23 protein-coding genes and 2 pseudogenes are annotated in these 24,397 nt (G+C 36.3%); 21 read left to right on the top strand and 4 right to left on the bottom strand.

The window, feature by feature from the left end; genetic code table 11:
* Positions 1-33 precede the first annotated feature (33 nt).
* Positions 34-969 carry a phosphate ABC transporter permease subunit PstC gene (pstC, locus tag G3O09_RS04505; protein ID WP_163100305.1) on the top strand — a complete coding sequence of 312 codons (936 nt, stop codon included), beginning with the start codon at positions 34-36 and terminating at the stop codon, positions 967-969.
* Complete coding sequence (gene pstA, locus G3O09_RS04500) at positions 966-1,856, top strand: phosphate ABC transporter permease PstA (RefSeq protein WP_163100304.1); 891 nt, start codon at positions 966-968, stop codon at positions 1,854-1,856. The genes pstC and pstA overlap by 4 nt, the downstream gene beginning before the upstream one ends.
* Before the next feature lie 191 nt (positions 1,857-2,047).
* Here pstA and G3O09_RS04495 read toward each other — a convergent pair whose 3' ends face one another.
* The gene (locus G3O09_RS04495; protein WP_163100303.1) at positions 2,048-2,398 is read right to left on the bottom strand and encodes a glyoxalase superfamily protein; all 351 of its coding nucleotides are present in this window, start codon (positions 2,396-2,398) and stop codon (positions 2,048-2,050) included.
* Positions 2,399-2,621: 223 nt separating this feature from the next.
* On the opposite strand from G3O09_RS04495, the gene G3O09_RS04490 reads away from it, so the two are divergent.
* The 15 genes and pseudogenes from G3O09_RS04490 (at position 2,622) to G3O09_RS04420 (ending at position 18,262) form a co-directional block, all read left to right on the top strand.
* Positions 2,622-3,161 (top strand): GNAT family N-acetyltransferase, encoded by a 540-nt coding sequence (locus G3O09_RS04490; protein WP_163100302.1) that lies wholly within the window; start codon positions 2,622-2,624, stop codon positions 3,159-3,161.
* A 142-nt stretch (positions 3,162-3,303) separates the two neighbouring features.
* Positions 3,304-4,371, top strand: coding sequence for an undecaprenyldiphospho-muramoylpentapeptide beta-N-acetylglucosaminyltransferase (locus tag G3O09_RS04485; RefSeq protein ID WP_163100301.1), 1,068 nt, complete (start codon positions 3,304-3,306; stop codon positions 4,369-4,371).
* Positions 4,372-4,540: 169 nt separating this feature from the next.
* Positions 4,541-4,639: a CGNR zinc finger domain-containing protein gene (locus G3O09_RS22970; RefSeq protein ID WP_420850328.1), complete on the top strand. Its 99-nt coding sequence runs from the start codon at positions 4,541-4,543 to the stop codon at positions 4,637-4,639.
* 146 nt (positions 4,640-4,785) lie between these two features.
* Complete coding sequence (locus G3O09_RS04475) at positions 4,786-5,061, top strand: hypothetical protein (RefSeq protein WP_163100299.1); 276 nt, start codon at positions 4,786-4,788, stop codon at positions 5,059-5,061.
* A gap of 149 nt (positions 5,062-5,210) precedes the next feature.
* Positions 5,211-6,296, top strand: coding sequence for a metallophosphoesterase (locus G3O09_RS04470; RefSeq protein WP_163100298.1), 1,086 nt, complete (start codon positions 5,211-5,213; stop codon positions 6,294-6,296).
* A gap of 311 nt (positions 6,297-6,607) precedes the next feature.
* Positions 6,608-8,905: an RNA polymerase recycling motor HelD gene (gene helD / locus G3O09_RS04465; protein ID WP_163100297.1), complete on the top strand. Its 2,298-nt coding sequence runs from the start codon at positions 6,608-6,610 to the stop codon at positions 8,903-8,905.
* 406 nt (positions 8,906-9,311) lie between these two features.
* A complete protein-coding gene (locus tag G3O09_RS04455) occupies positions 9,312-9,800 on the top strand; it encodes a GNAT family N-acetyltransferase (protein WP_163100295.1) in 489 nt (162 codons plus the stop codon).
* Positions 9,801-10,160: 360 nt separating this feature from the next.
* Entirely contained in the window at positions 10,161-11,351 is a 1,191-nt protein-coding gene (locus tag G3O09_RS04450; protein ID WP_163100294.1) for a glycine C-acetyltransferase, read from the top strand.
* 58 nt (positions 11,352-11,409) lie between these two features.
* Positions 11,410-12,354, top strand: coding sequence for an L-threonine 3-dehydrogenase (locus G3O09_RS04445; RefSeq protein ID WP_163100293.1), 945 nt, complete (start codon positions 11,410-11,412; stop codon positions 12,352-12,354).
* Positions 12,355-12,687: 333 nt separating this feature from the next.
* A pseudogene (locus G3O09_RS22710) lies at positions 12,688-12,867 on the top strand (MerR family transcriptional regulator); the annotation flags it as partial.
* A gap of 6 nt (positions 12,868-12,873) precedes the next feature.
* Complete coding sequence (locus G3O09_RS22390) at positions 12,874-13,068, top strand: hypothetical protein (protein WP_240338334.1); 195 nt, start codon at positions 12,874-12,876, stop codon at positions 13,066-13,068.
* Positions 13,069-13,134: 66 nt separating this feature from the next.
* Positions 13,135-14,424 carry a hemolysin family protein gene (locus G3O09_RS04435; protein ID WP_163100292.1) on the top strand — a complete coding sequence of 430 codons (1,290 nt, stop codon included), beginning with the start codon at positions 13,135-13,137 and terminating at the stop codon, positions 14,422-14,424.
* 181 nt (positions 14,425-14,605) lie between these two features.
* On the top strand, positions 14,606-15,697 hold the full coding sequence (locus G3O09_RS04430) for an endospore germination permease (protein ID WP_163100291.1): 1,092 nt from the start codon (positions 14,606-14,608) through the stop codon (positions 15,695-15,697).
* On the top strand, positions 15,678-17,153 hold the full coding sequence (locus G3O09_RS04425; RefSeq protein WP_163100290.1) for a spore germination protein: 1,476 nt from the start codon (positions 15,678-15,680) through the stop codon (positions 17,151-17,153). Before G3O09_RS04430 ends, G3O09_RS04425 begins: the two co-directional genes overlap by 20 nt.
* Positions 17,150-18,262 carry a Ger(x)C family spore germination protein gene (locus tag G3O09_RS04420; RefSeq protein ID WP_163100289.1) on the top strand — a complete coding sequence of 371 codons (1,113 nt, stop codon included), beginning with the start codon at positions 17,150-17,152 and terminating at the stop codon, positions 18,260-18,262. The genes G3O09_RS04425 and G3O09_RS04420 overlap by 4 nt, the downstream gene beginning before the upstream one ends.
* Before the next feature lie 34 nt (positions 18,263-18,296).
* Here the strand turns inward: G3O09_RS04420 and G3O09_RS04415 are convergent, their stop codons facing one another.
* Entirely contained in the window at positions 18,297-19,253 is a 957-nt protein-coding gene (locus G3O09_RS04415) for a nucleoside hydrolase (protein WP_163100288.1), read from the bottom strand.
* Positions 19,254-19,336: 83 nt separating this feature from the next.
* Positions 19,337-19,891, bottom strand: coding sequence for a TVP38/TMEM64 family protein (locus G3O09_RS04410; protein WP_163100287.1), 555 nt, complete (start codon positions 19,889-19,891; stop codon positions 19,337-19,339).
* A gap of 229 nt (positions 19,892-20,120) precedes the next feature.
* On the opposite strand from G3O09_RS04410, the gene G3O09_RS04405 reads away from it, so the two are divergent.
* The 4 genes and pseudogenes from G3O09_RS04405 to hflX all read left to right on the top strand — a co-directional run bounded on the left by G3O09_RS04405 (position 20,121) and on the right by hflX (position 23,966).
* Entirely contained in the window at positions 20,121-20,714 is a 594-nt protein-coding gene (locus tag G3O09_RS04405; protein WP_163100286.1) for a DedA family protein, read from the top strand.
* Positions 20,715-21,075: 361 nt separating this feature from the next.
* Positions 21,076-21,630 carry a competence protein ComK gene (locus G3O09_RS04400; RefSeq protein ID WP_163100285.1) on the top strand — a complete coding sequence of 185 codons (555 nt, stop codon included), beginning with the start codon at positions 21,076-21,078 and terminating at the stop codon, positions 21,628-21,630.
* Positions 21,623-22,282: pseudogene (locus G3O09_RS04395) on the top strand (HAD family hydrolase). The gene G3O09_RS04400 and the pseudogene G3O09_RS04395 overlap by 8 nt, the downstream one beginning before the upstream one ends.
* A 418-nt stretch (positions 22,283-22,700) precedes the next feature.
* Entirely contained in the window at positions 22,701-23,966 is a 1,266-nt protein-coding gene (hflX, locus tag G3O09_RS04390) for a GTPase HflX (RefSeq protein ID WP_163100284.1), read from the top strand.
* 148 nt (positions 23,967-24,114) lie between these two features.
* Here the strand turns inward: hflX and G3O09_RS04385 are convergent.
* Positions 24,115-24,397: transposase (locus G3O09_RS04385; protein ID WP_205439604.1), on the bottom strand; the 283-nt coding region annotated here is incomplete at its 5' end.

The raw sequence follows: 24,397 nt of genomic DNA, 5'->3' as shown, positions 1-24,397 counted from the left end.
TGGGCTGGCATTCAGTTAATTTTCGGAGGTTTTATGGCTAAACTTGAACACGAAATCAAGAATCATCATTTATCAATAAATAGCTTACTTCGTAAAAAAACAAGCATGAAGTATTTTTCTAATACTGCCTTTAAGATAATGTGTCTGGTTAGCGCTCTATTACTTGGTGTGGTCTTATTATCCATCGTCGTATTTATAGGTAAAACAGGCTTAATCGTTTTTAAAGACGTGTCTTTAAAAGAATATTTTTTCTCGACTACTTGGGATCCATATTCAGAGAAGTATGGTGCTGCCATCTTCATCCTTGGTACTTTGTCATTGACCGCTGTGACGATGGTATTCGCGATTCCGCTGTCTTTGGGAGTTGCTATTTTTATCGTGGAAGTTGCGCCAGATTGGCTGAAACGAATCATTCGACCTATTCTTGATCTTTTGGTTGGAATCCCCTCCATTATATACGGATACTTAGGTCTGACCATCTTGATTCCATTCTTGATAAAAATTACGGGAGCTATTATGGGTGATGGCTTGCTTGCGGCAGCTCTTGTACTTACGTTAATGGTTTTACCTACCATCGCCAGAATCAGCGATGATGCAATTACTGCAGTTCCGGTTGAACTTAGGGAAGCAAGCTATGCATTAGGCAGCTCTCGCTTTCAAACGATTGCAAAGGTTGTGATCCCGGCTGCAAAACCAGGTATCATGACTGCCATTATTTTAGGGATGGGACGTGCACTCGGAGAAACTATGGCAGTAGTCATGGTGATTGGTAACACGGCTCAATTACCAGAAACATTATTGACTCCAACCTCAGTCTTAACGAGTAATATTGTGATGCAAATCTTAGATGTCCAGTTTGACAGCACTTGGAGTTATGCACTGTACATGATGGCGTTTTTATTATTGTTAATTTCAATTAGCATGATTTTAATTGTGAGAAGAATTCGAACAAAAGGTGATATGCGATGAAGGATATGAGCTTCAGAAATAATGCAAAAAATGGGGTTGCCAATCGAATTGCGGATAAATTATTTACCTTTGTTCTTTGGTTCATTTCACTATTCGTTGTAGCCATCATCCTGTTATTATTGATTAGAATATTATCAAAAGGCTTGTCTCACATTTCTTTTGATTTCCTAATAGGTTTACCAAGTGAGCTAGAGGCAGGTGGAGGAATCGGTCCTTTTTTATTTAGTTCCTTTTATGTATTGATCATCGCAATGGTCATTTCTCTGCCTATTGGTATTGGATCGGGAATATATTTAGCCGAATATGCACCGAACAATCGCATGACCGAATTCATCCGTACTTGCGTGGAAGGCTTGGCATCCGTGCCATCCATTGTGTTTGGACTATTTGGGTACGTATTATTCGTGGATGTCTTTGAGGTAGGACTGACGATAATAGGCGCAGCAGTTACTCTATCTCTTTTGAATCTACCAATTATTACTCGTGTGACAGAGGAAGCCATACAGGCAGTGCCCAATGACTTAAGGGAAGCATCTTATGCACTAGGGGCTACCAAATCAAAAACGATTATTAAAATCGTCATTCCTGCCGCATTATCTGGAATTCTAACGGGTGTTAGTCTTGCCGCATGTCGAGCATTCGGTGAATCAGCTGTTATCCTGTTAGCCGGAGGAACAAGTGCATCAGATAAAATGTGGGATTTCAATCTTTTTTCACAAGGTGCGACATTACCAGTTCATTTATGGTATGTACAATCAGAAGCGTTGGTTGAAGATGCCAAGGAGATTGCTGATAAATCAGCGGCAGTATTGGTTTTAATCATATTATTGATTAGCTCTTCATTGAGAATTCCGCTATGGATCAAAAAATTTAAGTTAAAAGGTTAAAGAAGCTTTTGAGAGTGACCTGTAATTTGTAAATACAGGTCACTCTCTTTTTTATTCAAAATCAGGAAAGGATGGTAAAATAATGTAAAAGAGCAATTTTGAATGGAGGTAGTCCATTATGCACTTGAAATACAAGGGAACTACAATATTCCTTAAAATTGAAAGAGATCATGCTTAAATGAAAAAGAGTTTTATATATTTTCGTAAAAGATAATTCTATTGGAAAAAGGATCAGTTAATGTCATTTCAAGAGTGTTCCAGGGAGTCTTTTGTAATCCAGGTTTTGCATAAGGGTAGTCCTTATTTAGTAGTGAAGCATTATAGTCTTTCAAGTTAGCCATTTTAAAACGAATCGCACTTCCAGGGGAAGCATCACCGTGATGTTCAGATAAGTGAATGATTGCATCATTAAATGTAACCTGAATATATTTCGGCATATTCTCTTCAAACTGATGGACCCAATCCTGATTAAATCCAAGAAACTCACAATAAAATGAAATAGCTTTATCAACATCAAATATCCGGAAGATAGGAGTAATCATTAGTATCACCCTTTCGTTTGGTCTTTGCTTTAATTATCTGATAATTATAGGTTGGAGTAAAGAAAGGGAGATATTGGGTTAGGTTAAATAATTATCATAGTGGTTGCATTTGTGTCTACATTTTATATGATTAATCGGAGGATAGAAAAATTAGAGGATGAAATTACCGAGTTGAAAAAGAGAGTTTATGAGTAAAAAGAAATGAGAAGGGGGAATTTTAACCATGAAAAAAGGTAGGAACATACATATAAGACAATTACTTGCTGAAGATGCATCAGCTAGTTTAGCTCTACAAATGGAGAACAGGGAATTCTTTGAAAAGTTTTCCATGGGACGCAACTCTGACTACTATACAATAGAAGGACAATTAGAGAGAATCCAAACTTATGCAGACCGAATGAAAAGAGATGAGGATTATTTCTTCGGTATTTTCCTTAATGAAACTGATGAATTGATTGGTACCATCAATCTTTTCCAGGTCATTCGAGGTTCCTTGCAAAGTGCCTTCATTGGATACTTTTTGGATAATAGCCTTAATGGTAAAGGGTACACTACTGAGGCTGCACAGTTAATTGTTGATTATGCTTTTAATGAATTAAATTTACATAGGATAGAAGCCGGTGTAATGCCCCATAATATTGGTTCTATTCGCGTCCTTGAAAAAGCTGGGTTCCATAAAGAGGGCATTGCCATCAAGAACGTGAAAATAAACGGGAAATGGGAAGACCATCAGGTTTTGGCTATAATTAATCCTAACGACTAATAATTTGAACGATACACTTGAAATGCATCGTATGTTTTTGTTTTATTGGAATGAGTTTGAACATAGGGACGATTGTTATCAGTATGAAGTTCTAAAAGAAGACGGAAATATAATATATGGAGGAAACATTTTAGGAGGCCGTATGTCGGAAAAAACCATTGTTTTCACAGGCGGAGGTTCCGCTGGTCATGTGACACCAAACATTGCCATAATCCAAGAAATCAGGTGTAAAGATTGGGATATTCATTATATCGGTTCTAAAAAAGGGATTGAAAAGGAACTGATTCAAAAAATTAACATTCCCTATCATGGAATTAGCAGTGGGAAGCTTAGAAGGTATATCGATTTTGAAAATGTAGTGGATGTGTTTCGAGTCCTGAAAGGGTGTTTTGAAGCTAGAGGAGTTTTGAGAAAATTAAAGCCTGATTTGGTTTTTTCGAAAGGTGGATTCGTTTCAGTTCCAGTGGTGATTGCAGCGAAGTCATTGAATATCCCAATCTTTCTACACGAGAGTGATATGACACCAGGATTGGCAAATAAGATATCGCAGCGGTTTGCCACTAAAATATTTACGTCCTTTGATGAGACCAAGAATTACTTCCCTCAAAGCAAAACACAGGCCATTGGCTCTCCGATTAGAAGAGAGGTAATCCAAGGTACAGCTGACAAAGGAAAAAAGTTTCTTGGATTTAATGATCGACTACCTATCCTAACAATAATGGGTGGTAGTCTGGGAGCTAAAAAAATTAATGAAACTGTAAGGGCTTCTTTGGACCATCTTCTAAAGAGCTATCAAGTAGTACATCTATGTGGAAAAAATAACTTGGATAGCTCGCTTACAATGCTGCCTGGGTATAAGCAATTCGAATATGTCCATGAAGAGCTTGCAGATATTTTGGCTGCTACAGATCTCGTCATTACACGTGGAGGTTCAAACGCTATTTTCGAATTCTTGGCATTAAGGATCCCGATGCTCATCATCCCTTTAAGTAAACAGCAAAGTCGAGGCGATCAAATATTAAATGCCGAGTCTTTTAAAGAGAAAGGATATGCACTTACAATAGAAGAAGAGAACCTAACTTACGATTCATTGATTTCTCATTTAGAAATCTTGAAAGAAAAACGTGAAGTATACAAAAACAATATGAGGATTTCTAAGAAAGACGATGCATTAATAACGCTTCTGAATGAGATTGAAGAGACTATTTGAATCACCCCCATATTAATTGTAAAAAGGTGGACCGAAAACTAAACTCGGCCCACCTTTTATTTTGGGAGCTAGATTCAAGATTGCTAATCTAATTCAATTTCATCTTGGTGATTCAACAACTTTATATTGAAACCATTTAATCGTGCGGCAATTAAGTAATCGTTCCCTAATGTTTTCAGGGGAAAAACGGAAATGGTGTGACATGGATACCTGTGGTAACCGGATTACAGCGTCTAGTTTATACAAAAAGAAGAAAGGTAATATGTAAACATATAGAGAAATAAATTTCCGGATAAGATGTCAATCTGACAGCTTGATTTTTCGTGTTAATCACAGAAAATTTCGAAACTTATAATAATATCTCTCGTAAATATAAATAGATGGAAAAATACTGGAAGAGGTGGTTCTGTGTTTATGATAATTGGCTTTTTCATTTTTTTATTATTGGCGGTGGGTAGTGTAGTAGGTCTCCTGATGCATTTCGGACGTGACAAGAAAACCCGTTGTAAAAGCTGCTTACAGACGGTTAGATCTTCCCAAATTGTATGCAATCACTGTGGTACATTTTTAGACAAAAAGATGATGAATGAATCGAAGGTTATAAGACATATGGAGAGAAGTGCCGATAAAAGAATATCCATTCCTATAGAAAAACTAGGGGGCAATCAAAATAAGGATAGAAATATTTAAATTAAGGAGCTCTATTTCAATTATCTTTTTACTATTAAAATATCATCCATTTTTAAATTTTTAGAGGAGAAAGGTAAGGAGATATTTAATATTTAGGGGAAGAAGAAAAATGGCTGATCAAAGGTAGTTCGGGACAAAGGGTGAGAGTTATGCTTAAGATTGAAAAGGTGAATATAAATCATGAAAAGAGAACCATCATACTTTCAGATATTCACGGAGACCTTCAACTCCTTGAAAGGCATTTATGCAAAATAGAATACACCGAGCAAGATGTCCTCTTTATAAATGGGGATATGTGTGAAAAAGGTCCAAATAGTATGGGGGTTGTTCGGTATATCATGGAACTGATGTCAAAATCACTTAAGGTCCATGTGTCCCAAGGGAATTGCGATGTTTTGATCCAATATGTGTTGAACGAAGATGAAAGAATACTCAATTATATGAGAAAACAGAAGCATAGCATTTTGAATGAAATGCTTGAGGAACAAGGTAAATGTCTAGATGACTTTTTATCCATAAAGGATTTACATGCCTTTTATCAGGAGCATTATTCGAAGGAAATTAATTGGCTTCTGGACCTTCCTGTTGCGTTTGAAACGGAAGATTTTATAATCATACATGCCGGAATCGATAATATCGAAAACTGGCAAGAAACAAGCTTGGAGTGCGCTTTATCGGTACCATCTTTCTATGAAAAAGGTCATCAAGCTAGTAAGCTGGTGGTCGTTGGACATTGGCCTGTAATCAATTATCGGGCATCTGCCATTAGTAATAATAACCCCCTGATTGATCTTGATAAAAGAATGATTTGTATAGACGGTGGAAATCAAATTAAGTCGGATGGTCAACTTAACGCGTTAATCGTTGAAAACGGATTTTTTGCCTATACATATGTAGATCATTTAGAAGAAATAGTAATTGTTCAAAAATCCTATGTTGCTTCAGGAGGTTTTGCTGGTACCGTCACTTACCCAAACTATCAACTTAAGCAGATAGTCGAGGAAGAATACTTTACGTTATGCGAAAATGTTAATCTAGGGATACAACAGTGGGTTAAAAATGAGTACATAATTGAAAAAGTGGATGGGACCTTTTGTAAAGATGATCTAAGTACTACCTTGTTGTCAGTAGATGTTGGAGATGAAGTTTCAATTATTGATAATAGTTGTGACGGGTATGTACTAATAAAAAAGAATGGTGAAGTAGGGTGGATTCCGAGGGACTGTGTGTCCTAGGTTGAAATGAAGAGTCACTCTCGTCGATGCAAAAAGGTGGCATTCAAAGAATCATATTTGACAACTTCATTTTATTGAAAAAAATCCCATAATCCCATTGACTAAAATATTATCGGTTGTTATAATAATCATCCTATTTACTATTAGAAAAATTTGTTAAACTATATAGTTTGAATATAAAAGTTTGGATCAGAACAAATAAGGACTGATCCTTATTTTTGTCTGCTTATCCCCGAAGTTGCACCTTACATAATTAGTCTTTTCAAAAGTATAAATGATTCTCAAGCCTAGAGGGATGTGAAAGAGGATTTATGACGAATGGAAAACTAGCTTCTTTATTAAATCATCCAGACTATCAGTCAGAAATTGAGTATTTGGAGTTCACAAAATTTTATATTAATGCCATTCTTGAAACCTCAAGGGGAAGAAAAGAAAGTTTTGAAGAAAGCATTAAGCAGTCCTTTACAGATTTAGACCATTTGGACAGTAGCTTGCATTATATTAATCTATTAACGAATGCCAATTTCCTTCAGTTAGCTCAAAGTCAATTGAAGAGCCTCGAAAGCGTATTAAGCAAGCCTTATTTTTCAAGAATCAATTTTCAAGTGAAAGATGGAAAAGAAGAAATCCTGTATATCGGCAAAACATCGCTATTTGATCGCGAGAATCAGCAGCCCATTATCGTTGACTGGCGCTCGCCAATCGCGAACGTCTATTATGATGGCCGGATAGGGGAAGTAACCTATGATGTGAACGGCGAAGAACGTGAAGGGTATTTATCCTTAAAACGACAATATCAAATTGAAGATGGCAAATTAAAGGATTTCCGTGATATCGACCTCACTACTCACGATGAACTGCTTCAAGAGTCCCTTGCTGGCAATGCCGACAACCGTTTGTCTGAAATTGTTTCTACCATCCAAAAGGAGCAAAATGATGTAATCCGTGCATCACTCAGACATCCCATCATTGTACAAGGGGCAGCAGGGAGCGGAAAAACAACCATAGCGCTCCATCGTATTTCATATTTCTTGTATACCGCCGGTGATCAATTCCAACCGGAAAAATTAATGATTTTAGCACCTAACCGGTTGTTCATTGATTATATTTCAGATGTCCTTCCAGAGCTTGGGGTAAATAAGATTAAGCAGACAACTTTCCTTGATTATATGCAGGAAAGTTTAGGAGGAAAAATCAAGGTTGTTTCACCGTCAAGTAAACTCTTGGCGTTGGTTGAGGGAAACGAGAATTCAAATCAAATTAAGTGGATATCTTCGTTTAAAGGGTCATTATCTTTTAAGAACTTGATAGATAAATACATAAGGGATATTGAAAAAAGTTTGGCTCCTTTGGAAGATTTCAATGTGGAGAATTTCCGATTATTAAGGGGAGCGAAGTTAAAGAGACTGTTTCTAAGAGAATATACGTATCTTCCTATCTATAATAGGCTGGATAAAATTAAAGGAATCCTTTCCAGTCATCTAAAGACAAAGAGGAAAACCATTATCTCAACCATCGAGAAAAGATACGATGATGCATTGGACCGGGCGCTGTATCGGATAAAGGATGCAGAAAAAAGACGAGAAAAAGTAACAAGCTTGTTAGACCAAAAAGAACAGCGATTAAGCGCAATCCAATTAGAACTCAAAACGGCTATAAACCGATATATGAAGCAGTTCCAGAAAAACACGATATTCCAGTTATATAAAGAGTTGATGACTTCAGAGGAATTGCTTATGTCTTATTCTTCCCTAACTCCTAGAGAGGCTTCAATTTTGACAGATTATTGCCAAAGAATTTTTAAAAAAGGCCATTATGAACTTGAAGATTTGGCACCCCTGTTTTATTTGAAAGCGAAGCTCATCGGAATAGACAGCGAATTAAAAATGAAAAGCGTATTCATCGATGAAGCACAGGATTACAGCTATTTTCAATTTGCTGCTTTAAAAGAAGGTTTACAGACAGACTTGTTTACAATCGTCGGAGATCTTGCCCAGGGAATTCATTCCTACCGTGGGTTAAACAGCTGGGAGCCTTTAGTGAACGAGATTTTTCCTACCGCAAATTATCATTCTCTACAGAAGAGCTACCGGACAACGGTGGAAATCATGGAATTGGCGAATGGGGTATTGGCACTCATGCCCGAAGATTTGCCACAAGTGGACCCAGTGGTCAGGCATGGTCCAAAACCTGTTTTTAAAGAAATTAGTCATCAAGATGCTTTGAAGATATTAGAAGAAGATATTAAAACTCTTAATGAAGGAAACTTCCACTCCATCGCCATCATTGGAAGGACCGAGAAGGAATGTAAAACGATAGCTGCACTATTCGAATCCAGCGATATCCGCACGCAGCTTCTTGATGAAATGATCGATATGAAGAAAGGCTATGTTTCAATCGTTCCATCGCATTTAGCTAAAGGGTTAGAGTTTGATGCTGTGTTAATGGTGTGCCTCGATGAGAAGTATTCAGACCAAGAGATGGATATTAAACTCCTATATGTAGGTATGACAAGGCCGATGCACCGCTTGACGCTTTATGGGAAGGAATCATCTGACTTTTTGCTAGACCAAATAAATCAAATGAATCCTTTATATACAATGAACTAAGGGCGGTACATCCTTAGTTTTTTTGTTTTTTTAGATATATACTATCTAAAAATTAAAGTGTAAAATTATTCTGTAAATACTTTTTTTACCAATAATGATAATGATTAACGAAAATCATTAAGCAAGTTATGTGCGCATAAAGGGAGAGGGGTGGGCATTACGATGTACGTTACTATTATGTTAGTTGTACTTCCAATAATCGCGTTTATTTGGTTCTTAAACTTAATCACTTTACTAAAGAAAATAAATAAAGGTGAATTTATTAATAACCGTTTATCTTGGGGAGCTTTTTTGACACTAAGTTTTGTGTTTTTATTTATGTTTGCACTTGTAAGTATTCATTAAAATAGTAATCGATCTTCTTGAAAAATGAATTTTGGATTTGGATGGTAGAGGAGAATTATGAATGGCATTATTAGAAAAAGCAACAATTGATCAAAAAGAAATACTGGGGAATTTATTAGAGTTTTATGTGTATGAATTCACTAAATTTGTCGATATTCATGTGGATGAAAATGGTCGCTATGGATTCGAAAGCTTAGATTCCTATTTTTTAAACCCAAATATTTTTCCTTATTTTATCAAGAAAGAAGGGAAACTTGCCGGGTTTGTGATTGTAAGTAGGGGCGAAGAAGGAGACGATTTTGATTTTATCATGAATGAATTTTTTGTGATGAATCGTTTTATGGGTAAAGGTGTTTCAAGGGAGGCAGCCATTGAAACATTTAATTTGTTCCAAGGGAAGTGGATGGTCGTGCAGATGGAGAAGAACTATCGTGCCCAAACCTTCTGGCGCAAGGTCATCAAGGAATATACGGATAACGCCTATGAGGAATTCTATGATGAAAAAAGAAGATCGGTTCAAAAATTCAGAAGTGGGCTAAAGAGGAGTTAATTCAACAGATAGTAATGATTTCATAATCAAAATAAAATAGAGTATTTCAACTAAAATGCCCAGAGATATTATGCTCTTGGCATTTTTTAGGTAATCAGTCTTCAGTTATATCCGAATCACCGATTATTGATTTAATCAAAATTCACATTCTTTCTATTTTACAAATATCCTTTCGCCCTATGGGAAACCTAAAGGTAAGTTATAAAAATAATTATAAAACTATGTCCTCTAGGAGTGCACAAGACTGTAAAAGTATGATACATTATTTATGGATAAAGCTTAATATATCATGTATTTTACAGGAGTATAATTGTCTTTTTGAGAAATACAATATAACGATTTTGATAGGAGGCTTTACATATGTCGAGCAAAGTATTAGACGCGTTTTTAAAAGTAAACCTAGAAGATTTACGAGACAAAGGGTTATACAATGTCATTGATCCGCTTCAAAGTCCAAATGGACCGATGATTACAATCAATGGTAAAGAGCTCATTAACTTGTCTTCCAATAACTATTTAGGATTAGCTACAGACCAAAGATTGAAGGATGCTGCTTTCGAAGCCATAAACAAGTATGGAGTGGGTGCTGGTGCGGTTAGAACAATCAACGGTACGTTAGAACTTCATGTGAAGCTTGAAGAAAAGCTTGCAGAATTCAAACATACAGAAGCTGCAATTGCGTATCAATCAGGATTTAACTGTAATATGGCGGCTATTTCAGCTGTTATGGATAAGAACGATGCAATTCTCTCTGATGAGCTAAACCATGCATCAATTATTGATGGCTGTCGTCTTTCCAAAGCTAAAATCATTCGAGTGAATCACTCAGATATGGATGATTTACGTGCAAAAGCGAAGGAAGCAAAAGAATCTGGTCTATATAACAAAATTATGGTCATCACTGATGGCGTTTTCTCGATGGATGGCGATGTTGCCAAGCTTCCTGAAATCGTACAAATTGCAGAAGAATTTGACCTTATTACATATGTTGATGACGCACACGGTTCTGGAGTATTAGGTGATGGTGCTGGAACGGTAAAACATTTTGGATTATCTGATAAGGTTGATTTCCAAATTGGAACACTTTCCAAAGCAATTGGGGTTGTCGGTGGCTATGTGGCAGGAAAACAGGAACTCATCGACTGGTTAAAGGTACGTAGTAGACCGTTCTTATTCTCCACTTCATTGACTCCAGCAGATGTTGCTGCGAGCATTCGTTCCATTGAAATCTTAATGGAAAGCACAGAATTAAATGAACGTCTTTGGGAAAATGCAAATTACTTGAAAAAAGGTCTTAAAGATTTAGGTTTTGACATCGGTGACAGCGAAACGCCTATTACTCCGTGTATCATCGGTGATGAAGTAAAAACACAACAATTCAGCAAGAGATTGAATGAAGAAGGTGTGTATGCAAAATCTATCGTGTTCCCGACAGTACCACGTGGGACAGGCCGAGTTCGTAATATGCCATCGGCTGCTCATACAAAAGAAATGCTAGATCAGGCTCTTGAGGTCTACAAAAAAGTAGGAAAAGAATTGGACATTATTTAATGAGATAGAACCAGCATTTTTGCTGGTTCTTCCATGAATTAATTTTTGGGGGATTAGAATGAAGCGTATATTAATTACTGGAGCATTAGGTCAAATTGGTTCTGAATTAACATTAAAGCTACGAGACATCTACGGTACAGACAATGTCATTGCGACAGATATACGAAAAACTGATACAGAAGCAGCTCAATCAGGTCCATTTGAAATTTTGGATGTGACCGACGGCAATTTGATGGTTGAGTTGGCGAAGAAATACAATGCTGATACCATCATTCATATGGCGGCTCTATTATCTGCTACTGCAGAGGCAAAACCTGTTTTTGCCTGGAATTTGAACATGGGCGGATTAATGAATGCATTGGAGACTGCAAGGGAAATCAATGGTCAATTTTTCACACCAAGTTCGATTGGTGCGTTCGGACCAACCACTCCGAAGGACAACACACCACAAGATACAATTTGCCGACCTACTACTATGTACGGTGTGAATAAGGTAGCTGGCGAATTGTTATCCGATTACTACTTCCATAAGTTTGGTGTGGATGCAAGAGGACTTCGTTTCCCTGGTTTGATTTCATATGTAACTCCTCCAGGTGGCGGGACGACTGACTATGCTGTGGAAATTTACTATGAAGCCATAAAGAACGGAAAATATACTTCATATATTGATAAAGGAACTTACATGGATATGATGTATATGCCGGATGCATTGAATGCGATAGTGGATTTAATGGAAGCAGATGCATCTAAATTGAAACACCGTAATTCCTTTAACGTAACGGCAATGAGCTTTGAACCCGATGAAATTGCTGCTGAAATTCGCAAGCATATTCCTGGCTTTGAAATCTCTTATGATGTCGATCCTATCCGTCAAGGTATTGCGGATAGCTGGCCAAACTCGATTGACCCAACTGCAGCTAAAGAAGAGTGGGGCTTTAAGGCAGATTATGACTTAGCAAAAATGACTGTAGATATGTTAGATAAATTAAAAGACTTGAAATAAAAGGGAAGACCGGATGACATGAAGTCATCCGGTTTTTTGCTGATTAAGTAGAAGAATCTTTGGAGAATTAGATAGATAAAGCTGTATTAAAGCACATTGTTGATTTGTTATTATGTTGATTGGAGCGGAAATCACCTGGCTATTTTAACAAAGCCAAAGATAAATAGTGAATACCATTGCCCAGTCGAGATAGATTCGGTGTTTTTAATCTTATTGAAACTTTTATGAACAATACTCGTATTAATAGTCAGGAACGAATTTTTCATGTATGATTAGGTTCAAACTATAACGTTACAGTTTTAGGGGGGATACCATGGGGTCGGTGGATTAAGAATCGGAGAATTAGCTAGAGTTACTGGTTTCACTAAGAGGACGATTGATTACTACACCTCTATTGGTCTTCTAAAAGCGGAACGTTCTGCTTCGAATTATCGCTATTATACTAGTGATACTGTCGAAAGGCTCAGATTAATAGAGACATATAAAAAGCAAAATATGTCCTTAGATGAAATTAAAAAGATGTTCACTATAATTGAAAAACATCCCGTTGATCTAGATGAATTAAAGGGGAAATTACAAAGCTTAGAAAAAGATGTTTCTGAAATTGTGGAAATGCTTCAAAAAAATCAGATCAGTAAAGATGATTTAATGAAAAAGCATTTATCAAATGAAAGCTTATCTTTGATACAATCGTTGCTGTTGTTATTAATATAATAGAAAAGGCTTTATAAATGATGAGAATACCAGGAGGTGTACGCCTTACAATTGTAAGGTGCGAATTTGGACATAGTTAACATATTATTAATAGTAGTACTAATTGCTTTGACTGCTTTTTTCGTAGCAACAGAGTTTGCTGTTGTTAAAGTTAGATCCACAAGAATTGATCAGTTGATAGAAGAAGGTAAACCAGGGGCAATTGCTGCTAAGCATGTTGTCACACACTTAGATGAATATTTATCGGCATGTCAGCTAGGGATTACCATCACAGCTTTAGGATTAGGTTGGTTAGGTGAGCCTACTGTAGAAAAATTACTACATCCTGTTTTTGAAAGATTTGAATTAAGTAGTACTGTAAACCATATCCTTTCATTTGGTATTGCTTTTGCATTGATCACGTTTTTACACGTTGTAATTGGGGAATTGGCTCCTAAAACGGTAGCGATTCAAAAGGCGGAGACAGTCACTTTACGATTTGCAAAACCAATCATTTTGTTCTATAAAATCATGTTTCCTTTTATTTGGGTTTTAAATGGTTCTGCCCGGGCTCTAGTAGGTTTGTTTGGACTAAAACCAGCCTCAGAACATGAAATATCTCACTCAGAGGAAGAGTTAAGAATTATTTTGTCTGAGAGTTATAAAAGTGGGGAAATCAATCAGTCCGAGCTGACATACGTGAATAATATCTTTGAATTTGATAACCGAATCGCTAAAGAAATCATGGTTCCTCGTACTTCGATTGTTTCTTTATCGATGGAAGACACATTGGAAGAAATCATTGAAGTGATTAATAGAGAAAAATATAGTCGTTATCCAGTTGTGAATGGTGATAAAGACAATATCATAGGTGTCATTAACATTAAAGACATTTTAAGTGCTGCCATCAATAAAAATTCATTAGAAAAACCAGTAACGAATATAATCAAGCCTGTCATTCGAGTGATAGAGACCATTCCCATCCATGACTTATTATTAAAAATGCAAAAAGAACGCTCCCATATGGCGGTTTTATTCGATGAATATGGTGGAACATCAGGTCTAGTAACGGTTGAGGATATTTTGGAAGAAATTGTAGGCGAAATCCGTGATGAATATGATGCTGATGAAATAGCTGATATTCGTAAAGTTACAGACAACCATTTTATCTTAAGTAGTATGGTCCTCATCGAGGAAGTGAATGATTTCCTTGGTACAACGTTATCTGAAGAAGAGGTAGACACGATCGGTGGTTGGGTTCTATCACAAAAGTACGACCTTGAACTTGGGGATTCATTAGAGGAAGAAGGTTTTGTCTTTAAAGTAACCGAAATGGACGGCCATCAAATTCAGTTTATTGAAGTGAAGAAAATATAATAGTTTTTTTGAATGCCGACTTAGATTGTGAGTCGGCATTTTTTGCATTTTAATCTCCGAAAAAAATCCATTAATAAATGCTATCTATTCCTGGTTGATGACCTTTAGCTCAAAAAACCGTATTTATATGGAAAATATGCTCATAATAAGATTCAAATAACCGATAAGTCAGGGGAAGTCTATGAGCAGTAAAAGCCTTTATAATATCCATATTTTTGCTTTAGTCATCATGTCTACTGGCTTTATGGTCCATGTTTTGCTGATTCCTGTTTTATTATTTATGGGAAACAGGGACTCGTGGATCAGTGTCGTATTCAGTTTTCTTCCGTCGATTATATGGATATTTCTATTATATTTCCTTATCAAAAAACTAAAAGGAATTGATATATTAACTTATTTAAAAACTAAAATCCATCCACTTATTTATTACTTCACAGCAATCTTATTTTCAATTTATTTATTAATAAATGCATTTGTAACCTTTCGATCGACTGTATTTTGGGCGAAGGAAAATTATACATTCGATTTACCATTGTTTACAATTATGGTGTGTCTATCCATCGTTTGTCTTTATGGATCAATCAAAGGAATGCAAGCGATTAGCATGATGGCTCTATTTATTCTACCTTTTGTCGTCTTTTTAGGATTCTTTGTAGGTATCGGAAATTACCCTAATAAGAACTATTCACTGTTATTTCCAGTATTTCAAGAAGGGTTATATTCCATTTTGAAAGGAACTTTATTTTCCTCAATAGGGGTATTTGAAACACTACTCATCTTATTCTTTATCCCTTTTTGTAAGAAAACCATTAAGATAAAATGGTTGATTTTAATTATGATTTTATTATTTATTATGACTTTGGGACCTCTTACTGGTGCCATTGCTGAATTTAATATAGATGCAGCGAGGGAAATGAGGGTTCCTGCCTATGATCAGTGGAGATTATTGTCATTTGGGAAGTATATTAATCGTCTAGATTTTTTATCCATTTTTCAATGGTTATCAGGGGCTTATATTCGTATTAGTTTAAATGTTTTTTTAGGAAATCACATTTTATTCGGTTCAAAAAAGAAGTGGCCAATATTCTTAATGTACCTAATTATTATGGGAGCTACCTTCATTCCTATTAATTCGATTAAATATTATCATATGCTCAGAAAATTTTATTACCCATTTAATTTGTTTTTCTTACTTACGTTTATGGCTCTATTTTTAGTACTGATAATTTGGAAAAAGCCAGGGGGTGAGCAACATGCTAGTAAGGAAATCTAGCGATAACTGGAATGAACAAATTGACCTATGGATAAAAAACATATCTGAAGTAAGTAAAGTTGATAAAAATTTTGAAATGAAAAATGGTGATAAGGTTTTATTTACATTTATCTACCACATTTCGTTAATTGATAGTAAATATTTAAATGAAACGATAATCCCCCGCATTAGAGGAGAATTGTTCCTTTATGATTCAATTGTGAATACCACTTTGGACTATAATGCTTTTACATTTCAAAGTGATGACACCGAGAATTTTAAAAATGAATTTGAAGAGAGGTTATTTTCAGGATCAATCATTATCATCATTCCTTCTAATGAATTAGTTTTTCATTATGTTAGTGCCTCTGATTCTCCAAAAAGAAGTCCTGAGGAATCCAATACAGAGGTATCTATTCGTGGTCCTCGCGATGGGTTTGTAGAAGATATTGGAGACAATCTAGCATTAATTCGGAAAAGATTAAAAACGACATCTTTAAAAAGCATTGTCTATACAATTGGGGAGCGAAGTCATACGAAAGTCTGTCTCATGTATTTGGATGACGTATTAAATGATGAAATACTTTCGCTAGTAAATTCAAAATTAATAAATATTAAAATGGATGTTTTAACCTCCGTCCATCAAATTGAAGAACATATTTACGATAAAACCTGGTCACTATTTCCATTAACAGACTATATGGGACGTTCAGATTATGTAGTCGAGTCATTGAACCAAGGAAGATTTGCCATATTGATAGATGGAAACCCTAGCTGTATCATTGGCCCGACTAGTTTAAATTCATTATTAAATTCACCAGAAGATGGGCAGCTTAGTTTTTTCTATGTCAGTACCGAAAAAATACTCAGAATAGCTGCATTAATTATTACCCTGTTTTTACCAGGATTCTTTGGAGCCCTAACTTCTCACCATCTGGATCAAGTGCCCTTTCCAATGTTAGCGACTGTTTCAGTCTCTCGTTTAGGACTTCCATTATCTACAGGACTTGAAATGATCATCATGCTTTTATTATTTGAGCTGTTTAAAGAGGCTGGTATCAGGCTTCCTAAAGCAGTGGGACAAACCGTTGCAGTGTTAGGCGGTTTGATTGTGGGGGATGCGGCAATCCGTGCAGGACTTACATCACCAACTATGTTAGTGATAATAGCCATTACAATAATTTCTAGCTATACGCTTGTGAATCAAAGTTTGTCTGGAAATATCCTTATTTTAAGGTTTGTCATACTTTTAATTTCTATTATGATTGGGTTCTACGGTTTCTTTTTATGTGTATTATTTTTAACGGGCTATATTGTATCTCTTAAAAGTTTTAATCAACCCTATATTTCGATTTTAGCAAATCCCAATTTAGGGGATCTAATTAAAACGCTAATTAAAATTCCCGATAAATGGATCAAAAAAAGAAATCTTGCTTATCAGCCAAAAGATGTGGATCGTAAAGAGGAAGGAACATGAGAAAAATTCATTTATTATTGATAATGGTGATGATTCTTCCTCTTCAAGGTTGTTGGGGAAATGTTGAACCGCATAATTTCAATTATTTAGTTTCCGTTGCTTTTGACTATAAAGATGATGAATACTATGTATACACTCAATCACTTAGTTTTGGAAACGTGGCAAAACAAGAAGCTGGACTTCCAGAAAACGCTCCATCGCCCCTAATCGGAATAGGGAAAGGAATTTCATTTGAGTCCGCACTTAAAAACTTGGAAGAGACTACTGCTCTTCCTATACAATATGGGCAAATCCATTCGATTATTTTAAGTGAATCTGTGTTGACTCAAAAACTAGACAATTTTAAGGATCTAATAAGAAGGAGTACATTTTTTCGCTATAATTCTTGGGTGTTTTCAGCTAAGGGCGATTTCATTTCTGTTTTAAAGGGTGAAAGCTTTTTCAATTTACCTACTATCTTTACCTTAATGTTTTACCCTGAAGATATATTGGTACCAAGTAGCACTTTCACTACGGTTCGATATCATCAATTTTTATCTAGTATTTCCGACCCAGTATCCACTGTAGTTATACCTTCGGTTTCAATAAATGAATCAAACTGGATGGAAAAGAAACCTAAAAAGATCGTTGAGATAGACGGAGGATATGTGGTTGAAAAAGATAAGGATGTAGTATACCTAGATAAAAATAGTCTTCGGGGTATTCGATGGATGAATAAAGAATATAAAAACTTTCATATTGAGACAAAACAGGGTGAAAATGTAGTGGCTTTTAACATTAGAGATGCAAAATTTAAAATCAAAACAATCTCTAACCCAAGTCCAACATTTCAAATAAAGTTGGATCTTAATGCCGACGTGACGCAAAATGATGGTAATTTTAAAACATCAAAATTAATATCTATCTTAGAAGAAGAAGTAAAAAAAGAAATCAAAGAAACATATCTAGCAGGAATAAAAGTAAAACACGATGTATTCAGTTTAGCTGAAAAGCCTTTTCGATTTAAACCAGATAAATGGTCCATTGAACAGTTGGAGAATTTAAATGAAGAGTCTTTACAAAAGGTACAAGTGAAAGTACATATTCAAAATGAAGGAGATGTAAAATGACTTTGTTAGGCCGACATTGGAGGGATGTCGGCCATTAATTTCTTCTGTAATAAATCGGATTCATCATGATCTTGATGAAATCCTCTTTAAATGCCTCATAATTAAAATCAAAAGCTACCTTGTCTATTGTTTCAGGAGGTTCTTCTTTTGGGGTTCCTCTAAAATCTGCGATGGCCATTCCCCTAGATTGCCATATCTCTACCCTAACCCTTCGTTCTATATAGTTGAACTGATTTGGAGCAACTACCGCATATAAAGTAACAACATCATGCAGAGGGGAGCCTTGGATACCAGGGATTAATTTTTTGTACGCATCAGAATAGTACTCTATGGTTGGTTTCAATAATGCTTTAAAAGGATTATTAGCTTTTATAATGATTCTATCAATTATTTCAGATGTAATGATTGCTTTATTGGTGATATTCAAAGGGATGATCGTCACATTTCTACCTTGTCCCAATACTAAATCAGTTGCGATGGAATCTCCATGAAAATTCGCTTCTGCCACTGCAGTTACATTACCAGGATGCAGAAAGGCGCCCCCCATGATAAAGATTTGTTCCACTTTATTCATTGTTTCTGCTCCAAGTAATAAAAATGCCATCGCCAATGATGTGGATCTCCCTACGTCGACAATAGTTAGTTCGTTACCATGCTTTAAAATAAGATCAAGGGCTTTTTGAAACGGATAAACCGTTGGATTGAAATCTTGTGGTGTTTTAATCGGCCCCAACCCTTCACTACCATGGATTTCTGGGTAGTATGTTGCTATTTCACCCGAAAAAGGCCCTTTTGCCCCTCGAATAACGGGAATATCCTGACGCCCAGCTAACGATAGCAGGTAAGCGGCATTGTCTGTCGCTTGTTTTTCCGTGACATTGCCATAGCTTGTGACCAGACCAACTAAATCTAACCCAGGATGTAACAGACAGTACATAATCGCTATTGCGTCATCAATGCCAGGATCACAAAACAAGAGGATTTTTTTCAATTGTTATCACCTCCTCTTAAAATATGACCCTATTTGGTTAAATGTCACGTTTTATTACAAAAAAAATACCCTTAACAAAGGGCTTATGTGGAACTAGTTTTCCATTTTCTTAAAATAATGATAATAAGTAACGCAGATAATAGAAACAAGATGATTTTCCCTTGTAGGGTCCAGTGTAATATTTGATAGGTCGAATAAGTTTCTATCGCTAAAGCCGGGGCTTTACCAAGAGTACTCGCCACTAAGAAGGTCACCAATGACATCTTACCCACAGCAGCGAAGAAGGTAACTGCACTGGATGGTACGAAAATCAATAGGCGGAAAGTAAATACAAGGAAGAAGGCATCCTTACCTTTAACATTCAATAATTGATGCAATCTTGGATAATTAAAGGACTTTTGACTGATGAATCTATGGAATCCCTTTCGATATAACCAAAATGAAACAATTCCTCCAAGTAATTCCCCTAAAAAAGAAACAAATACTCCTACAGTTAAACCGAATAATTGAATGTTGATAACGGTTAGAAATGCACTTGGAACTACCCCGACAATGCTAATTCCAATATTTAAAAGGATGCTTATTATCGCTGCTAATTCTAAAGGTAAAGCCAATAAAAAATCTAATAGTTCCTGCATTTATTAATCTCCTAATTTTCAAGTGTCCTTGTCCATTAATAGCGTGGGATTATCTCATTGACCCTATGTAAATATACACCTAGTTTTCTAATTAACCAATAGCTAAATCTTATGGTAAATATTGGACTATTTTATCGAATTTTAATAAATCTTAAGATTTAATCTCAGTAATTCTTAATAAATGTTAGATACGCTTTAATCCATATCGAAATGGATGAGGGTGGATGTGTTGGATTTACAGGACTTGTTACAATATATCAATCATTTTGGATATTTAGCATTGTTTTTTTGTTTATGGCTCGGAATTATTGGTATGCCGATACCAGATGAGATGATTGTAATGAGTGGGGGTTTTGTATCATCCATTGGAATATTAAATCCTGTTATCGCTTTTTTGCTGACTTACCTTGGGGTCGTGTCTGGACTTTCGTTAGGATATTTCCTTGGTAGAACAGTAGGTGTGAGAATATTAGATACTATTAAGAAGAAATCAAAAGTCATGTACATTGACAAATCCCATCAAATGATTGAAAAGTACAGGGAATATGCTCTAGTAATCAGCTATTTCATACCTGTTGTACGACATATAGTACCTTACATCGTTGGGATCAATAAAATGTCCTTCAGGTCATATGCAATTTATTCCTATTCAACAGGGTTTGTTTGGACCGTACTGTATTTCACTCTTGGTTCTCTGTTTGGAGAGAATATAGAAGCAATCGTGGAGTTATCGACTAAATATGGATTGATAGTTGGTTTAATCATATTTGTTATTATTTTCGTACATACCTTTCGAAACAACAAAAGAAGAATAAATAGATAGTGCTGGTTTCTTTAAGAAATCAGTTTTTTGTATTAGTAGCTATTTTTGTCAAAAAAATGAATTTTTATAAATATAGTAAAGAAAATTCTGAATTTTATATTTACAACAAATACCAAAATTTAGATAATGGGTCTAATGGCAGGGGAATTTGATGAATGATGTCGTATCATTGTCAAACATTGCCCGGGGAATGGGAGGTTAAAAATATGTGGGTGAGAAAATAAGATGGCCTTAAGCAATTGTCTGGCAGGACGTTGCTTAAGGCCGTGCAATAGCTGGGGTATACCAACTCTTGCTCCAAGGTTAGTATACCCCTTTTTAGAGGAATTGGAAATAAACAAATTCGAAAGGTGGTTAAATAATGTTAAATGCTAAATATCGTGTTGAATATTGTATCAATTTAGATACGATTCTTATTTTACCTAAGTTAGACCAATATGGAAATTTGATTTCTTTAGTTTTGGAGGGAGTCCAAATCTATGTGGTTAATAAAAGCCCGATGCAGATCATAAAAGACAGTCTATTACACTATGGAAGCGATTTTGAAGGAGCAAGAAGAGCAGCAATATTCCATTTAGGAAATGGTTATAGTCAACCTGTCATGATCAGTTCTCTTCACAATCTTTACTGGTTTCCACACTCTTCTCCGAACAATATCGATTGTGGTTGGTTTGCTTTGCATCATATAATAAAACATAGAGCTGTTGAAATTTACAATACAGAGATAACATTTACGCACGGACATGTATTAACCATCAATATGAAGGAACGATTATTTCAAAATCGTAAATTCCTGGCAAGGGATTTAAAGCAAAAAGTAGAAGAAAAGTGTCAATTCTATTTAGAACCTAAGAAGGGACTCATGATTGTGAAGGAAAGGCTGAAGATAGAGTATAAGGAGAAAAAAGATGATTAAAGCACTTGTTTTTGATTTTGACGGATTAATCATAGATACTGAATCCGTTTGGTACGATTCGTATCGCGAAGTACTGTTGGAATATGGTATGGATTTGAAAATAGAGGATTTTTCAAAGGTAATTGGGACAACTGATGAGGTCTTGTATCAACATATAAGGCAACATGCTACATCTCCAATTGATCGGGGCGTAATTGAAAAGACAGCACATGAGATTTATCACAAAAAAATGGGTGAGCCAGAATTGCGGGAAGGAGTAGAAAATTACCTTAAATCCGCACAGGACAGAGGCTTACGAATTGCACTTGCGTCGAGTTCTTCTCGTCAATGGGTAGAAGGCTATTTAAGGCAGCTAGGAATTTTAAAGTATTTCGAAACAGTCAAAACACGTGATGATGTGTCCAAGGTAAAGCCTGATCCAGAATAATATATGAAGGCAGTGGAGGCTCTAGGGATCGAACCAAATGAAGCGCTGGCATTTGAAGATTCACTGAATGGCTTAATCGCTGCCCGAAAAGCTGGGCTTCACTGTGCGATTGTACCAAATGGGGTAACGAAACATTTAGAATTCGAAGATTATCAAGTCCGCATATCATCTATGGGGGAAATGACCCTGGAAGATTTGTTGGATAAAATTCCCGTTAATTTATAGAAGGAACATTGTATCATTGAAATACATATGTTAAAATGACCATAATCTTAAGGAACGGAGGGTTTTCGAAATGATTCAGACTGCTTGCTTCCTATCTGGAAGAATCCGACTACAAGCTTTGTGCCGCTAATTGAATAGTGCTCAAGGACTCTGGTGCGTGTTCAGAGTAAGCGGGATTGGTCTGTCTATTTTTGAAAACCAAACGCAAGGTCTAGAATTTTGCGGAAATAGTCAATTCCATACGTGTTGAGAAGCTGTTCCAAAACCGTCCAACGGTTTTGGCTTCTTTCTCATATTCCGTTTATTAAGCACAGTTCATCTGTGCTTTTTATTTGGTTTGAAACGCCTGATGTCCGCTGTACCACTTTTCATTTGCGGCTAGTTGAACTTATACAAATATATTTTTTGGAGGTAGCAAATGGAAGCTATAGTGGAAAAAGCGATACTAGTAGGAGTGAATCTCGGGCATACCGAGGATTTTGAATATTCAATGGAAGAGCTTGTAAACTTGACGCATGCATGTGATGTAGAAGTATTAGGACGCATCACTCAAAGTTTGCAACGCGTAAATCCGTCGCATTATATCGGTAAAGGGAAGGTGGAGGAGGTTCGTCACCTTGTTGAAGAAAAAGATGCGAACCTGGTCATCTTTAATGATGAATTATCGCCCTCACAAATCCGTAACCTGGAAAGGGAATTGGATTGTAAAGTCATTGATCGAACGATTTTAATACTGGATATTTTCGCGAACCGTGCCAAAACGAAGGAAGCCCAGCTGCAGGTAGAAGTGGCAGAGCTTCAATATATGCTGCCAAGATTGGTTGGCTTAGGCCAGTCATTGGGCCGACAAAGCGGTGGGGTAGGTACGAAGAACAAAGGTACCGGGGAGAAGAAAATTGAACTCGACCGCCGTCGTATTGAAGAAAAGATTTCCGTCCTGAAAAAAGATTTAGAAATCATGGTAGCCCAACGCCAAATCCAGCGTAAAAAACGCAAAAAGCTCGAGGTTCCTGTTGTGGCATTAGTCGGTTACACGAATGCTGGGAAATCTACAGTCATGAACAGCATGCTACAAACCTATATGCCAGACGTGGAAAAAAAGGTATTTGAAAAGGATATGCTGTTCGCAACATTGGAAACATCGGTGCGTAACATTACGCTACCAGACAATAAATCTTTCCTTTTGACGGATACAGTTGGCTTTGTAAGCAAACTTCCCCATCACCTTGTCAAAGCATTCCGATCTACGCTAGAAGAGGTGGCAGAAGCAGACTTGCTCATCCACGTGGTTGATTACTCGAATCCGAATTACCGTCAATTGATTGACATAACCAATCAAACTCTTGAAGATATTGGAGTAAAAGGAATCCCGACTATCTATGCCTACAACAAGGCTGAGATAGTTCGCGATGATTTACCGGTTGTCCACCAGGATGACATTTATTTTTCAGCGAAAAACGGTATCGGAATCGAAGAGCTGACAAGTATGATTCGTTCACACCTATTCGCTCAATACGTCAACTGCGAATTGGTCATCCCGTATGACCAAGGAGGCGTCGTTTCATATTTGAACGAGGTCGCGAACGTAAAAGAAGTCAGCTACGAAGAAGAAGGCACATTAATGAAAGTGGAATGTAAGGCGTCGGATGCTGAGAAATTTAAGAGGTATATAGTGAATAAATAGTTTTTTGTGCCGACCGGAGGAATTGAGGGCACTGAAAAACTTGCGTTTTTAAAAATGTAAACATGGTGAGATAAAAAAAAGGGCAATTTCTCGTTCGATTTAGAACAAGAAATTGCTCTTTTTTATCCCTTTTCTTTATTCCTTTTCTTTATTCCTTTTCTTTCAGAAGCGTGAGAATTCTCTTGAGATTGACGGCGAATATTGTCGTGGCACCCTGAATTCCCATGCCGAATAGACCCGCAGATGATGCTGTATCATACCCGTGTCCATGTTTTAATTCACTATTCTTGGCTTCAATTTTATAGCGTGAACGAGCCTGTTCCTTAAACTCTTCACTATTTTGAAACGTTTCTTGTTCCTTATGTTCGGTCGATTTAATTGTCACCGAATATGTTTTACTCTTCGCCCCTTCTGTATAACATCCTTCACGG

The sequence above is a fragment of the Peribacillus alkalitolerans genome, from assembly GCF_010882125.1.
GTDB classification, from domain to species: domain Bacteria; phylum Bacillota; class Bacilli; order Bacillales; family DSM-1321; genus Bacillus_BN; species Bacillus_BN alkalitolerans.
Note: the sequence above shows the minus strand (reverse complement) of the source record. Positions and strands in the feature narration are given on the sequence as shown.